Origin of the sequence: Pseudomonas sp. NPDC089743 (assembly GCF_044748785.1) — a bacterium.
Taxonomy (GTDB): domain Bacteria; phylum Pseudomonadota; class Gammaproteobacteria; order Pseudomonadales; family Pseudomonadaceae; genus Aquipseudomonas; species Aquipseudomonas putida_X.
This window is the reverse complement of sequence record NZ_JBIVGS010000005.1, coordinates 231021-246626: the sequence shown is the minus strand read 5'-3', so window position 1 is coordinate 246626 and position 15606 is coordinate 231021. Positions and strand designations below refer to the sequence as shown.

At 64.0% G+C, this 15606-nt stretch carries 10 protein-coding genes; 5 read left to right on the top strand and 5 right to left on the bottom strand.

The genetic code is table 11. The features are described 5' to 3' along the window. Positions 1–2: 2 nt before the first annotated feature. Positions 3–1253, bottom strand: a complete 1251-nt coding sequence (locus ACIPZC_RS12050) for a lipoprotein-releasing ABC transporter permease subunit (protein WP_400627101.1) — start codon at positions 1251–1253, stop codon at positions 3–5. A 93-nt stretch (positions 1254–1346) separates the two neighbouring features. On the opposite strand from ACIPZC_RS12050, the gene ACIPZC_RS12045 reads away from it, so the two are divergent. Continuing rightward, positions 1347–1931: a PilZ domain-containing protein gene (locus tag ACIPZC_RS12045; RefSeq protein WP_400627099.1), complete on the top strand. Its 585-nt coding sequence runs from the start codon at positions 1347–1349 to the stop codon at positions 1929–1931. A gap of 31 nt (positions 1932–1962) precedes the next feature. Continuing rightward, a complete protein-coding gene (locus ACIPZC_RS12040; RefSeq protein ID WP_039602806.1) occupies positions 1963–2679 on the top strand; it encodes a glycerophosphodiester phosphodiesterase in 717 nt (238 codons plus the stop codon). A 48-nt stretch (positions 2680–2727) separates the two neighbouring features. Here ACIPZC_RS12040 and sthA read toward each other — a convergent pair whose 3' ends face one another. The 3 genes from sthA to ACIPZC_RS12025 form a co-directional block, all read right to left on the bottom strand. Then, a complete protein-coding gene (gene sthA, locus ACIPZC_RS12035; RefSeq protein ID WP_241803175.1) occupies positions 2728–4122 on the bottom strand; it encodes a Si-specific NAD(P)(+) transhydrogenase in 1395 nt (464 codons plus the stop codon). A gap of 204 nt (positions 4123–4326) precedes the next feature. Further along, entirely contained in the window at positions 4327–5325 is a 999-nt protein-coding gene (locus tag ACIPZC_RS12030; RefSeq protein ID WP_400627096.1) for an FAD:protein FMN transferase, read from the bottom strand. Positions 5326–5520: 195 nt separating this feature from the next. Next, positions 5521–6984 carry a glyceraldehyde-3-phosphate dehydrogenase gene (locus tag ACIPZC_RS12025; RefSeq protein ID WP_241803173.1) on the bottom strand — a complete coding sequence of 488 codons (1464 nt, stop codon included), beginning with the start codon at positions 6982–6984 and terminating at the stop codon, positions 5521–5523. Between the two features lie 168 nt (positions 6985–7152). On the opposite strand from ACIPZC_RS12025, the gene mfd reads away from it, so the two are divergent. Genes mfd through ACIPZC_RS12010 form a run of 3 tightly spaced genes read left to right on the top strand, consistent with a single transcriptional unit; the run spans position 7153 to position 14512 of the window. After that, entirely contained in the window at positions 7153–10602 is a 3450-nt protein-coding gene (gene mfd, locus ACIPZC_RS12020) for a transcription-repair coupling factor (RefSeq protein ID WP_400627094.1), read from the top strand. Between the two features lie 9 nt (positions 10603–10611). Then, positions 10612–11184 carry a CsiV family protein gene (locus ACIPZC_RS12015; protein WP_241803171.1) on the top strand — a complete coding sequence of 191 codons (573 nt, stop codon included), beginning with the start codon at positions 10612–10614 and terminating at the stop codon, positions 11182–11184. Position 11185: 1 nt separating this feature from the next. Then, positions 11186–14512, top strand: coding sequence for an SNF2-related protein (locus ACIPZC_RS12010; RefSeq protein ID WP_400627091.1), 3327 nt, complete (start codon positions 11186–11188; stop codon positions 14510–14512). Between the two features lie 86 nt (positions 14513–14598). Here ACIPZC_RS12010 and nagZ read toward each other — a convergent pair whose 3' ends face one another. Then, positions 14599–15597 (bottom strand): beta-N-acetylhexosaminidase, encoded by a 999-nt coding sequence (gene nagZ / locus ACIPZC_RS12005; protein WP_400627250.1) that lies wholly within the window; start codon positions 15595–15597, stop codon positions 14599–14601. Between the last annotated feature and the right edge of the window lie 9 nt (positions 15598–15606).

Here is a 15606-nt window from a genome sequence, read left to right as displayed (position 1 = left end):
ACTCACTCATAACGTAGCGCCTCTGCAGGCTGGGTGCGGGCCGCACGCCAGGCCGGATACAGGGTGGCGAAGAAACTCAGGACCAGCGCCGCACCGCAGACCATGTACACGTCCTGGGCCTGGATCTGCGAGGGCAGGTAATCGATGAAATACACATCAGCGTTGAGGAACTTATGCCCGATCAGCTTCTCGATGCCGGCAATCGCCGCGCTGACGTTGAGTGCAGCGAGGATACCGACCACGGCTCCGATCAGGGTGCCGATCACGCCGATCACCGTGCCCTGAACCATGAACATGGCCATGATCTGCCCGGGGGTGGCGCCCAGGGTACGGAGAATGGCGATGTCACCGCGCTTGTCGTTGACCACCATGACCAGGGTGGAAATGATGTTGAACGCCGCCACCGCGACGATCAGCAGCAACAGCAGGCCGATCATGGCTTTTTCCATGCGGATCGCCTGGTACAGGTTGCCGTGGGTACGGGTCCAGTCGCGGCTGTAGTACTCCTGCTCACCCAACTGCTGGGCGATGCTCCAGGCCACACGCGGGGCCTGGAACAGGTCGTCGAATTTCAGGCGCAGGCCCTGTACCTGGTCCGGCTTCCAGCGGTGCAGGCGGGACAGGTCGGCAATGTTGGTCAGGCCCAGGTAACCGTCGATCTCGCCAGCACCGACGTGGAAGGTGCCGACCACGGTGAAGCGCTTCATGCGCGGGAACATGCCGGCGGGGGTCACGCTGACCTCCGGGGCGACGAAGGTCAGCTTGTCGCCGATGGCCACGCCCAGCTTGGCGGCCGCCTTGTCGCCGATCATGATGCCCCACTCGCCCGGCGCCAGCTGGTCGAGGCGGCCTTGCTGGATGAAGTTGTCGATGATCGACACCTCACGCTCGCGGGCTGGGTCGATACCGTTGAGCAGCACCTTCTGCACCTTGCCATCGTGGGTCAGCAGGCCCTGCATCTGGGTATAGGGCGCAACCGCCAGCACCTGCGGATTCTGCTTTACTTGTTGGGCAAGGGCAGGCCAGTCGTTGATCGGCTGGCCGCTCTCAAGCGTGGCGTGAGGGACCATGCCCAGCACGCGGGTACGCATCTCGTGGTCGAAACCGTTCATGACCGAGAGCACCACGATCATCACCACCACGCCCAGGGCGAGGCCGATCATCGAGGTCAGGGAAATGAACGAGACGAAGTGATTACGGCGCTTGGCACGGGTGTAGCGCGTACCAATGAATGCGAAAAGAGGTCTGAACATGTCGGGGCTTGTTCGGATGAAAGGGAACGTCCTTGTGGCGAGGCGCCTGCGGCGGCTTTACACTCGGACCACCGCCGCTACCATGGGTTCGCCATGACGACATTAGACGAAGAAGATCGCCGCGAATACTACCGCATCGAAGATCGGATCGCACTGGAAATCAGCCCCCTGAGCGCGGCCGAAGCCCTTGAGCCAGAACTGTTGCAGGATGATTCACCACTGTTCAACCTGCTCAGCGAGCTGCACCTGTCCGACTTCGAGTCCCAGCACCTGCTGCGCCAGTTGAGCGAAAAGGACCGCACCCTGGCGGCGTTCCTGCGGGCGCAGAACAAACGCCTGGACTTGCTCAGCGCGGTGGTCGCGCAAACCCTGATCGGCGAGATCGGCCAGCCCCAGCGGGTGATCATCTCCGAAGGTGGCGTCGAGTTCGCCCAAGCCCAGCAGATCGCCCCTGGCACCCGGGTCAAAGTGAAGATGGTGTTGATGCCCCGCGCCCACGGCCTGCTGCTGCGCGGCAAGGTCACCCACTGCGACCCGCGCGCCGATGGCAGCTTCGAACTGGGCACCGAATTCACCGACATGACCGATGCCCAGCGTCAGTTGCTGGCACGCTACATCCTGCAGCGCCAACAGCAACAACGGCGCCAGCAGCTGGAACAGGGCGACCCTGCCTCCTGAGCCTTTTCATTTTTGACCTGAAGGAACGAACGTGACCCTCATTTATGGCCACCGCGGCGCCAAGGGCGAAGCGCCCGAGAACACCCTGCACAGTTTCCGTCAGTGCCTGTCCCACGGCGTCACCCGCTGCGAGCTTGACCTGCACCTGTCGGCCGACAATGAGCTGATGGTCATCCACGACCCTACCCTCAAGCGCACCACTGGCCGGCGCGGCAAGGTCGTCGAACACCCGGCAGCCGATCTGGTCACCTACGATGCGCGCAGGGGCGGCCCGGGCCATGTGCAGCCCTGCCCTATCCCACGGCTGGAAGAACTGTTCGAAAAATGCCCCTTCGAGCACTGGCAACTGGAGGTCAAGAGCGCCTCGCGGACCCGGGCCGCCACCACGGTGCTGGCGATTCGGGAACTGGCACAGCAGTACGGCCTGCTGGACAAGGTGACCATCACCTCGAGCTCGCGGGAAGTACTGGGCGCTGCGCTGGAACTGGTGCCTGACGTGAAGCGCGGCCTGGTCGCCGAGTACGCCTGGCTCGACCCGCTGAAGGTCGCGCAGAACTATGGCTGCGATCTGCTGGCATTGAACTGGACACTGTGCACGCCCGAGCGCCTGCTCAAAGCACAGGGCCAGGGTTTGCATGTATCGGTGTGGACGGTCAACGAGCCGGCACTGATGCGCCGGCTCGCTGATTTTGGCGTGGACAGCCTGATTACAGACTTTCCCGGTTTGGCCAAGACCACCCTCGGGTAGGGCTGAAATCGGTCTCCCCGACCGGCTCAGGCCACCGGCCGGAGCCGCTCAAAAAAGCCGGTTCAGGCCGTCATAGGCAGCTACCCGATAGGCTTCAGCCATGGTCGGGTAGTTGAACGTGGTGTTGACGAAGTACTTCAGGTTGTTCAGCTCGCCCGGCTGGTTCATCACCGCCTGGCCGATGTGGACGATTTCCGAAGCCTGGTAGCCGAAGCAGTGCACGCCGAGGATTTCCAGGGTCTCGCGGTGGAACAGGATTTTCAGCATGCCTTGCGGCTCGCCGGCGATCTGTGCACGCGCCATGCTCTTGAAGAAAGCCTTGCCCACTTCGTATGGCACTTTGGCCTGGGTCAGCTCCTGCTCGTTCTTGCCAATCGAGCTGATCTCCGGAATGGTGTAGATGCCCGTCGGTACGTCGTTGACGAAACGCCAGCTGCCGTTGTCGACGATGCTGCCTGCTGCCGAGCGGCCCTGGTCATGGGCGGCACTGGCCAGGCTCGGCCAGCCGATCACGTCACCGGCACCGTAGATGTTCGGCACGCTGGTGCGGTAGGCCTCGTCGACTTCGATCTGGCCACGGCTGTTGACCTTGATGCCGATGTTCTCGAGGCCCAGCTTGTCGGTGTTGCCGGTACGGCCGTTGCACCACAGCAAGGCGTCGGCCTTGATCTTCTTGCCAGACTTCAGGTGCAGGATGACACCGTTGTCCAGGCCCTCGACCCGCTCGTAGTCTTCGTTGTGGCGCACGGTGATGTTGTTGTTGCTGAAGTGGTAGCTCAGCGCCTGGGAAATTTCCGAATCCAGGAAGCTCAGCAGTTGGCCGCGGTTGTCGACCAGCTCGACCAGTACCCCCAGGCCACTGAAGATCGAGGCGTATTCGCAGCCAATCACACCGGCGCCGTAAACGATCAGTTTGCGCGGGGTGTGGCTGAGGCTCAGGATGGTGTCGCTGTCATAGACACGCGGGTGGTGGAAGTCGATGTCGGCCGGGCGGTACGGACGCGAGCCGGTGGCGATGATGATGTGCTTGGCGTTGAGCTTTTCCACCACGCCATTGGGGCAGACCACTTCGACGGTCTGCTCGTCGGCGAAGCTGCCGGTGCCGAAGAACAGGTCGACGCGGTTACGGGCGTAGTAGCCGGTACGCGAAGCGACCTGCTTGGCGATCACTTTCTCGGCGCTTTTCAGCACGTCCGGGAAAGAGAACCAACGTGGCTCGCCGATGGCACGGAACATCGGGTTGGTGTTGAACTGCATGATCTGCCGCACCGAGTGACGCAGTGCCTTGGACGGGATGGTGCCCAGGTGGGTGCAGTTGCCACCGACCAGGCGACGGCTGTCGACCATCGCCACCTTGCGCCCTGCTTTGGCGGCGTTCATTGCCGCACCTTCTCCGGCCGGGCCGGAACCCAACACCACTACGTCGTAGTTGTAGACAGCCATGCGTACTCCTTCAGAACTGGCCCGCTGGCCATGGTCGCCGCGGGACTCGATCATGCCGCCAGGGCGCCATGAGAAAATTCGGGTGCAGTCTAATCAAGCGTGAACGCCGCGCACATTAACCCTTGGTCGCGTCGTAGGCCAATTTTGCCTGCACTACATGTGCATACACCGATTCCCTGGCAGCTACCTTCCCTGCTTGCGCTTTCACCTGCCTTTGAGCGCACGCTGGTAAGCGGGCGTAGCTCGGGAGACGAAGCCACCCTCTGCCCGAGTCACCAATACCGCCGCCAGGTCATGAGCGATGGCGAAATCCCAGCCGCGCTCCGGCCCGAGGATCAGCAACAGGGTCGAATAGCCGTCGGCCTGCAGCGCCGAGGCATCGAGCACGGTGACGGCAGCCAGGTCATGAGCGACCGGGCGCCCGAGACGAGCATCGAAGGTGTGCGAATAGCGCCGGCCATTCTGCTCGAAATAGTGCCGATAGTCACCCGAGGTCGATACACCCAGGCCATCGACCGGTATCACCTGGCGTGCGATCTGACGGTCCTCGCGGGGCAATTCCAGGGCGATGCGCCAGAGGCTGCCGTCTGGCTTGCGGCCCACCGCCTTGAGCTCGCCGGTCACTTCGGCGATGAAGCTGGCGATACCCATGGCACGCAGGCGCGCGGCAATCAGGTCCACGGCGTGGCCAGCAGCGATACTGTTGAAGTCCAGTTGCACCGGGGCATCTTTGCACAGCATCTGGCCTTCGACGCGCAAGTGCTGGTAGCCCACACGCAGGCGGGCAGTGGCCAATGCCTGCGCTTCTGGCACCTGTTCATGGCGGGCCTGAGGGCCAAAACCCCAGAGGTCGAGCAGCGGTTCGACAGTGAGGTCGAAAGCGCCATCGGTTTGTTCGGCCAGGTGCTGGCCGAAGGCGACCAGCTCGAGCATGTCTGAGGGCAAGGCCAGGCACCGGTTGGCGGGGAGCTGATTGAACTGGCTCACCGCAGAGTCGCCGCGGTAGGTCGAGTAGTGTTGATCTATGTCCTGCAGGATCGTTTCCACCGCCGCCTGTACCTGGACAGGTGCGGGCCCGCCTGCCTCGCGGACGTACTGGATGCTGTAGCTGCTGCCCATGGCAGGGCCGCCGAGGCGCTCCAGGGTGGGGCCTTGGTTACAGGCGGTCAGCAGCATCAGGATGAACAGCAGGGCTATGCGCAAAAGTCGGGTTCTCGGTTGCCTGCACCGGCTTTATGGCCCGTAAAAGGCTTACCAATGGATTGGGCGCCAGTGCTCCAGCCGTGGAGCTTGCCAGGGATGGGGCCATTACAGACACAGTAGAGGCCGGTTCGGTTCAGCAGGCCAAAAAAAACGGGAACCCGAAGGTTCCCGTTTTTTCATTGCCTTACAAGCGAATTAGCGTGGAAACGCAGGCGGGTTCACACCAGCCATGTCTTCCATCACGCGAACCACCTGGCAGCTGTAACCGAATTCGTTGTCGTACCAGACGTACAGGACAACGCGGTTATCGTTGGCGATGGTGGCTTCAGCGTCAACCACACCCGCGTGGCGCGAGCCTACGAAGTCGGTGGAAACCACTTCCTGCGAGCTGACGTAATCGATCTGCTTGTGCAGCTCCGAGTGCATGGCGGTCTGGCGCAGGTACTCGTTGATTTCGTCGCGGTTGGTGGCCTTTTCCAGGTTCAGATTCAGGATGGCCATCGACACGTTCGGTGTCGGTACGCGAATGGCGTTGCCGGTCAGCTTGCCCTTGAGCACTGGCAGCGCCTTGGCGGCAGCGGTGGCAGCACCGGTTTCGGTGATGACCATGTTCAGCGGCGCGGCGCGGCCACGACGGCTGCCCTTGTGGAAGTTGTCGATCAGGTTCTGGTCGTTGGTGAACGAGTGAACGGTTTCGACGTGACCATTGACGATGCCGTACTGGTCGTTGATGGCCTTGAGCACCGGCACGATGGCGTTGGTGGTGCACGAAGCTGCCGAGATGATCTTGTCCTCGGCGGTGATGTCACCGTGGTTGATGCCGTGCACGATGTTCTTCAGCGCGCCCTTGCCAGGTGCGGTGAGGATCACGCGGGCAGCGCCTGGGCAGGCCAGGTGCTGACCGAGGCCGTCGGCATCACGCCATACGCCGGTGTTGTCGACGATCAGGGCGTTTTCGATGCCGTACTGGGTGTAATCGACTTCGCTCGGGTTCTTGGCGTAGATGATCTGGATCAGGTTGCCGTTGGCAGTGATGGTGTTGTTGGCTTCGTCGATGGTGATGGTGCCATCGAACGGGCCGTGCACCGAGTCACGGCGCAGCAGGCTGGCGCGCTTGACCAGGTCGTTTTCGGCACCCTTGCGCACAACGATGGCACGCAGGCGCAGGCCGTCGCCACCACCGGTCTTCTCGATCAGGATGCGCGCCAGCAGGCGGCCGATGCGGCCGAAACCGTACAGGACAACGTCGGTACCCTTGCGCGCAGATGCGTTCTGCTGGCCCACGACCTCGGCCAGTTCTTCACGCACGAACTGCTCGGCGGTCTTGCCATTGCCTTGCTGTTTGAACTTGTTGGCCAGCTTGCCCAGGTCGACCGAAGCGGCGCCCAGTTTCAGCTCGCTCATGGCTTTGAGCAGGGGGAATGTCTCGTGGACGGACAGTTCGGTTTCGTCGGTCTGACGGTGACGCGCAAAGCGGTGGGCCTTGAGGATCGAGATAACCGAACGGTTGATCAGGCTGCGGCCATAGATCGAGCTCACCACGTTGTTGTTGCGGTAGAGCTGACCGATAAGCGGGATCATCGCTTCAGCCAGAGCTTCACGATCGATCCACTCACCAAGACACTGGTCGGGCTTCTGAGTCACGGGAACCTTCCACATGTAGGGGGAGAAAAAAGGGGCTACATTATGACGCCCCAACGCGTAACCGGCAATGAGCGCCTGTCGTGGCAGCCAAAGCCCGTGCTCATGCCCTTTCCGAGCCTGACAGCACGCACCGGCACCGGTACAATCGGTCTCTTTGCCGCAACGCTTGGAGTGCAATCTCCCGTGTCAGTTCTGCGCCTACCGCAAATGTCGGCCACGGCCGGCAAACAAACCTGGGGCAACCTGCCCGGTGCCGCCCTCAGCCTTGCCATCGCCGAAGCCGCCAGCAGCGCGGGCCGCTTCACCCTGCTGCTGACGGCCGACAGCCAGGCTGCCGACCGTCTGGAGCAAGAGCTGCGCTTCTTCGCCCCCGGGCTTCCGGTACTGCCGTTCCCGGATTGGGAAACCCTGCCCTACGACCTGTTCTCACCGCACCAGGACATCATTTCCCAACGCATCTCCAGCCTCTACCGGCTGCCGGAGCTGAGCCACGGCATCCTCGTGGTGCCGATCACCACGGCCCTGCACCGCCTGGCCCCAACGCGCTTTTTGCTCGGCAGCAGCCTGGTGCTGGACGTCGGCCAGACCATCGACGTAGAGCAGATGCGCTCGCGCCTGGAGGCCACGGGCTATCGCTGCGTCGACACGGTCTACGAGCATGGCGAGTTCGCCGTGCGCGGCGCGCTGATCGACCTGTTCCCGATGGGCAGCAAGCTGCCCTATCGCATCGACCTGTTCGACGACGAGATCGAGACCCTGCGCACCTTCGACCCGGAGACCCAGCGCTCGATCGACAAGGTCGACTCGATCCGCCTGCTGCCAGCACGCGAATTCCCCATGCAGAAAGAGGAAGTGACACGCTTCAAGGCGCGCTTCCGTGAGCGTTTCGATGTCGACTTCCGCCGCAGCGCGATCTTCCAGGACCTGGCCAGCGGCATCATTCCCGCCGGCATCGAGTACTACCTGCCGCTGTTCTTCGAAGAAACCTCGACCCTGTTCGACTACCTGCCAAGCGACACCCAGGTGTTCTCGCTGCCGGGCGTGGAGCAGGCTGCCGAGCACTTCTGGAACGACGTGCGCGGCCGTTACGAAGACCGCCGCGGCGACCTGAGCCGCCCACTGCTGCCGCCTTCTGAGCTGTTCCTGCCGGTAGAGGACTGCTTCGCCCAGCTCAAGCAATGGCCGCGCGTGGTGGTCAGTGCCGAGGATCTCGAGCCTGGCGTCGGCCGCGAGCGCTTCCCCGCTCGCACCCTGCCCAACCTGGCCATCGAAGCCAAAGCCAACCAGCCGCTGGCGGCGTTGTCCGACTTCCTCGACCAGTTCAACGGCCGGGTGCTGTTCACCGCCGAATCGGCGGGCCGTCGCGAGGTGTTGCTGGAGCTGCTCGAGCGCCTCAAGCTGAGGCCGCAGACAGTCGAGAGCTGGGCCGACTTCATCACCGGCAGCCAGCGCCTGGCGATCACCATCGCGCCACTGGATGACGGCCTGCTGCTCGAAGACCCGGCCGTCGCCCTGTTGGCCGAAAGCCCGCTGTTCGGCCAGCGCGTGATGCAGCGCCGGCGCCGCGACAAGCGCGGCGAGGCCGCCAATGATGCGGTGATCAAAAACCTGACCGAGCTGCGCGAAGGCGCGCCGGTGGTGCACATCGACCATGGCGTGGGCCGCTACCTGGGCCTGGCCACCCTGGAAATCGACGGCCAGGCCGCGGAGTTCCTGACCCTGGAATACGCCGAGGGCGCCAAGCTCTATGTGCCGGTGGCCAACCTGCACCTGATCGCCCGCTACACCGGCAGCGATGATGCCCTGGCACCGCTGCACCGGCTGGGCTCTGAAGCCTGGCAGAAAGCCAAGCGCAAAGCCGCCGAACAGGTCCGCGACGTGGCCGCCGAGCTCCTCGACATCTACGCCCGCCGCGCCGCTCGCAAGGGCTACGCCTTCGCCGACCCGGCTGCCGACTATGCCACTTTCAGCGCCGGTTTCCCCTTCGAGGAAACCCCCGACCAACAGAACGCCATCGAAGCCGTGCGCGCCGACATGCTTGCCGCCAAACCGATGGACCGCCTGGTGTGCGGCGACGTCGGCTTCGGCAAGACCGAGGTGGCGATGCGCGCGGCCTTCATCGCCGTGCACAGCGGCCGTCAGGTCGCGGTGCTGGTGCCTACCACCCTGCTTGCCCAGCAGCACTACAACAGCTTCCGCGACCGCTTCGCCGACTGGCCGGTGACGGTCGAGGTGATGAGCCGCTTCAAGTCGGCCAAGGAAGTGGCCAGCGCTGCAGCGGACCTGGCCGAAGGCAAGATCGACATCCTGATCGGCACGCACAAGCTGCTGCAGGACGACGTGCGCTTCAAAGACCTTGGCCTGGTGGTGATCGACGAAGAGCACCGCTTTGGCGTACGCCAGAAGGAGCAGCTCAAGGCCCTGCGCAGCGAGGTGGACATCCTCACCCTGACCGCCACACCAATCCCGCGAACGCTGAACATGGCCGTGGCCGGCATGCGCGACCTGTCCATCATCGCCACGCCGCCGGCACGGCGCCTGTCGGTGCGCACCTTCGTCATGGAGCAGAACAACAGCACGGTCAAAGAAGCCCTGCTGCGTGAACTGCTGCGCGGCGGCCAGGTGTACTACCTGCACAACGATGTGAAAACCATCGAAAAATGCGCCGCCGACCTTGCCGAACTGGTGCCCGAAGCGCGCATCGGCATCGGCCACGGGCAGATGCGCGAGCGCGAACTGGAACAGGTGATGAGCGACTTCTATCACAAGCGCTTCAACGTGCTGATCGCCTCGACCATCATCGAGACCGGCATCGACGTGCCCAGCGCCAACACCATCGTCATCGAGCGCGCCGACAAGTTCGGCCTGGCCCAGCTTCACCAGTTGCGTGGCCGGGTCGGCCGCAGCCACCACCAGGCCTACGCCTACCTGCTGACACCGGCGCGCCAGAAAGTGAGCGCCGACGCCGAGAAACGCCTGGAAGCCATCGCCAACACCCAGGACCTGGGCGCCGGTTTCGTGCTGGCCACCAACGACCTGGAAATCCGCGGCGCCGGCGAGCTGCTGGGCGAAGGCCAGAGCGGGCAGATCCAGGCCGTGGGCTTCACCCTTTACATGGAAATGCTCGAACGAGCGGTCAAGGCCATCCGCAAGGGCACTCAGCCGAACCTGGAGCAGCCGCTGGGCGGCGGCCCGGAAATCAACCTGCGCCTCCCGGCACTGATCCCCGAGGACTACCTGCCCGACGTGCATGCGCGGCTGATCCTCTACAAGCGCATCGCCTCGGCGGCGGACGAAGAGGGTCTCAAGGACCTGCAAGTGGAGATGATCGACCGCTTCGGCCTGCTGCCCGAGCCGACTAAGAACCTGATGCGCCTGACCCAGCTCAAGCTGCAGGCGGAAAAGCTCGGCATCAAGAAAGTCGATGCCGGCCCGAACGGCGGCAAGCTCGAGTTCGAGGCCGAAACCCCGGTCGACCCGCTGACCCTGATCAAGCTGATCCAGGGCCAGCCCAAACGCTACAAGTTCGAAGGTGCAACCCAGTTCCGCTTCCTGGTACCGATGGAGCGGCCCGACGAACGTTTCAACACTCTGGAGGCGCTGTTCGAGCGCCTGACACCACAGACAGCCTAAGGAAGATCCATGCGTGCCATCCGTTGCCTGACCTTGTTGCTTGCGCTGTTCGCGCCGGCTGCCTTCGCTGAAGGCCTTTATCAGGTGGAAATGATGCTTGTGCGGCAGAACAGCGTGCCGGCCTTCACCAGCCCGTACGCGCCCGAGGACTGGAGCGCCGGCGCTCAGCCCCTGGAAAAGAGCGCCGAACGCCCACTGGCGCTGGAAGATGAAGCCACCCGCCTGCAAGCCACGGCCGACTACACCGTGCTGCTGCACAAGGCCTGGCAGCAGCAGGTCGGCAACGCGCCAAGCCGCATCGCCCTGGCTGATGGCCAGGAGCAGTTCGGCCATTTCCCGATCGAAGGCAACCTGAGCATCACCGAAGGGCGCTTCATCGCCGTGGAGGCCAACTTCTGGGTCAACCAGCTCGACAGCAATGGCAATGTGCTCAAGAGCGAGCAGTTCAAACAGAGCAACAGCACCATCAAGGGTGGCCAACTGACCTTCCTCGATGGCGGCCACCTGGCGGTACTGCTGAAGATCACCCCGCCAGGCACTCGGAAGATGCCGGTGATGGACCCGGAACTGATGGAGCAGTGATGTGAGTGATGGCGACGCACGGCAACTGCTCAGAGACTACCCGGACTGGGTCGATTGCTTCGACGCTGGCGCTTTGGCCCGAGGCCGCAAATATGCAGCGCAGGAACGCACGCGCATCCTTTCGGTGAAGGGCCATAGCATCGAGGCAATGTGCAAAGGCTCGGCAGGCCAGGTTTACCATCAGGACATCAAGCTGGCGTTGAGTCGCGGTGAGCTGCGCGTCTTCGGGGGCTGCTCCTGCCCGGTAGGGTCAGATTGCAAGCACTGCGTCGCCGCGTTGCTGCAACTGGAGCTAGAAGGCAGAGCGCTCGACGGAGCCGCCAGTGCAGAACACGCTGCGCTGTCGCTGCCGCCCGACCTGAACCTGTGGGTGCAGGGGCTCGAATCGCCTTCCCAGGCTGCAGCCGCCAGCGAGCCTGCACGCAAAGGCCCGGCGATCTACTACCGCATTCACAGGGACCGCGAACATTTTCAGCTCGAGCCAATAAAGGGCACGCCGCAAAGCGACGGTACGCTGAAAGTCGGCCGCATCACCTCGATGCCAGAGATGATCTACTACACCCCCCGTTACGTCACCCAGGACGACGCCCGGCTGTTACGCCTGATCGATGCCCGCAGCAAAACGATCACGCCCGTGGCGCAACTGGAAGGCAAGCAAGGTGCGGAGCTTTTCAGCTACGCCTTGGCCACCGGGCGCCTGTTGTATGAAGACGACCCCACGCCGCTGCATGCCGGGCCACAACGGCGTGCCGAGTTCCGCTGGGTCAGATTGGACAACGGCAGCTACAGGGGCGCCTGGCACCATGACCAGCAGCTGCCGCTGCAGGTACTGCCCATCGAGCCATTGCACTACATCGACCCCCATTCGCATCAGACCGGCGAACTGCAGCATGACCTGGACCCTTTCATCGCCAGCCAGCTCGCACGCGCGCCGACCGTACCTGAACACCTGGTAGTACCTTTGAGTCATCGATTGAACGCCTTGAACCGGCAGGTCCCCACCCCCACCGCCGTGACCACCGAACAGATCGACAACGTTCAGCCCAAGGGCCGGCTGACCCTGGGCAGCCTTGAATTCAGCGCCTACATGCCCAAGACCGGGCGCATGCAGCGCCAGATGCAACACCGCGCCGCCCTTGCGTTCGACTACGACGGGCTGCGCGCCAGTGGCAGCGACGACAAGCCATTGACCCGACTGGTGGATGCCACCAGCCAGCGCATCCGCCGCCAGCCCGCGGCCGAGCAGGCGCTGCGCAAGGTGCTGCGCGAGCTGGGCTTCAAGCCCGCCACCCGGCAGAGCAAAGCGCTGCCCGACAGCGCGGGCGAAATGCTGCAGTTGCCCGACGACGAAGCCTGGCTGCGCTTCGCCCGCGACGGCCTGCCGCGCCTGCGCGAGGCGGGCTGGGAGGTCGACATCCACCGCGACTTCGCCTTCAACCTGCATGAAGTGGATGACTGGTACGCCAGCATCGACGAAGCGCCCGGCCACGAATGGTTCGACCTGGAGCTGGGCATCGTCGTCGAAGGCGAGCGCCACAGCCTGCTGCCGATCGTGCTGCAGCTGCTGCGCAGCAACCCCGAGCTGCTACGGCCCAGCGAGCTGGCCCGACGCAGCGATGACGAGCACCTGCTGATCGACCTCAATCGCGGCCGGCTGGACGCCCCAGCGCTGCGCGTCGCCCTGCCCTACGGGCGAATCAAGTCGGTCATGGGCACCCTCGGTGAACTGTACCTGCACGAGGACAACGTCGGCACCACCTTGCGCCTGGACCGCGCCGACGCGGCACGCCTGAACGACATCGAACATTTGCCCCTGCACTGGGAAGGTGGCGCCCATGTGCGCGACCTGGGCCGGCGCCTGCGCGATGCCCGCGATCTGCAGATCACGCCGCCCACAGCGCTCAACGCCACCTTGCGCCCCTATCAGCAACAGGGCCTGAACTGGTTGCAGGCCCTGCGCGAAATGGGCACCGGCGGCATCCTTGGCGACGACATGGGCCTGGGCAAGACCTTGCAGGCCCTGGCCCACCTGCTGCTGGAAAAGCAGAACGGGCGTCTCGCCGACCCTGCCCTGGCAGTGATGCCGACCAGCCTGGTGCCCAACTGGCTCGACGAGGCCCAACGCTTCGCGCCTGGCCTGCGCGTCCTGGCCTTGCACGGCCCCGGGCGCAGCAAACATTTCGCCAAGCTGCACGAATACGACCTGGTACTGACCACCTACGCCCTGGTGCCGCGCGACCTGGAGCACCTGCGCGCGCAGCAGTGGAGCGTGCTGGTGCTGGACGAGGCGCAGAACATCAAAAGCAGCACCAGCAAGGCCGCCCAGGCCGTCTGCGAGCTGCAGGCCAACCAGCGTGTGTGCCTGACCGGCACGCCAATGGAAAACAACCTGGGCGAGCTGTGGTCGATCTTCCACTTCCTCATGCCCGGCTGGCTGGGCGAGCTCAAGCGCTTCAATCAGGATTACCGAACGCCTATCGAACGCCACGGCGACACCGAACGGCTGGCGCATCTGGTCACCCGCATCCGCCCGTTCCTGCTGCGCCGCACCAAGGAGCAGGTAGCGACCGAATTGCCTCCCAAGACCGAAATGGTCCATTGGGTCGAACTCAGCGACGCCCAGCGTGATACCTACGAGGCCGTGCGCGTGGCGATGGACAAGAAAGTGCGCGACGAAATCGCCCGCAATGGCGCGGCACGCAGCCAGATCGTGATCCTTGATGCCCTGCTCAAGCTACGCCAGGTGTGTTGCGATTTGCGCCTGGTCAAAGGGGTCGAGACCAAGGGCAATCAGGCTGACAAGGGCAAGCTCGGCGCGCTGCTGGACATGCTCGAAGAACTGCTCAGCGAAGGCCGCCGGGTGCTGCTGTTCTCTCAGTTCACCTCGATGCTGGCATTGATCGAACAAGAGCTGCACAAGCGCAAGATCCGCTACAGCCTGCTCACCGGCGACACCCGTGACCGGCGCACACCGGTGCAGCAGTTCCAGCAGGGCGACAGCGAAGTGTTCCTGATCAGCCTCAAGGCCGGCGGCGTGGGGCTGAATCTGACCGCTGCCGACACCGTGATTCACTTCGACCCGTGGTGGAACCCCGCCAGCGAAAACCAGGCGACCGACCGCGCCTACCGCATCGGCCAGGACAAGCCGGTGTTCGTGTTCAAGCTGATCACGCGCGGCACGGTTGAAGAGAAGATACAGCACCTGCAGCAGGAAAAAGCAGCCCTGGCGACAAGCTTGCTCGATGGTGCAGAGGCTGGGCAGTGGCGCCTGGGGGATGAAGAAATCGAGGCGCTGTTTGCCCCGCTGCCTGCAAAGCGCGGGCGCTAGCAGCCAGCCCTGGCGGCTGCGCGGACAAGCCCCACAGGACCTTCACCGCCTTGAGCAGCAGCGGGATACCTGTGGGGCTGGCACAGTCAATCGACCAATTGCGCCTCGCGCAACGCCGCCAGCGCCTCCAGCCAACGCGGCTGCTGGCGGTAGTCGGTGCGCGCGAAGCCCTGCCCGCGCATCCGTGCAATGCGCGGCGACGGCTTGACCTTGAGCCGCTGCGCCGCGCTCAACGCCAGCTCTGCCGCCGCCCGGTCGTTGCACACCAGGCCCATGTCACAACCGGCACTCAGCGCCGCCTCGATCCGGTTAGCCGCATCGCCGACCACATGCGCACCCGCCATCGACAGGTCGTCACTGAAGATCACCCCGTCAAAGCCCAGTTCGCCGCGCAGAATGTCCTGCAACCAACGACGCGAGAACCCGGCCGGCTGATTGTCTACCTGCGGATAGATGACATGCGCCGGCATCACTGCTGCCAGCTGCCCGCTGAGGCGGCTGAACGGCACCAGATCGGCCTGGCGCAGTTGCTCAAGGCTGCGCTCGTCCGTAGGAATGGCCACGTGGGAGTCCGCCTCCGCCCAGCCATGCCCCGGGAAATGCTTGCCACAGGCAGCCATACCCGCTGCATTCATCCCACGGATGAAGGCGCCAGCCAACTGCGTGGCACGTTGCGGGTCGCCTTCGAACGCGCGGCTACCGACCACAGCGCTACGCTGGTGGTCCAGGTCAAGCACGGGGGCGAAGCTCAGGTCCAGGCCAACCCCTAGCACTTCAGTGGCCATCAACCAACCGCACTGTTCGGCGAGGTATTCGGCGTTGGCGTTTTCGGCGATCGCACGCATGGCTGGCAGGCGCACGAAGCCCTGACGCAAACGCTGCACACGGCCGCCCTCCTGGTCGACGGCCAGGATCAGATCGGGGCGAATGGCGCGGATGGACGCGCACAGCTCACGCACCTGGCGCGGGCTGTCGATGTTGCGGGCAAAGATGATCAGGCCAGCCACTTCCGGCTGGCGCAGGAGTTGGCGGTCTTCGGCGGTCAGCCATTTACCGGCGATATCCACCATCAGGGAGCCTTGCAGGCTGACGGT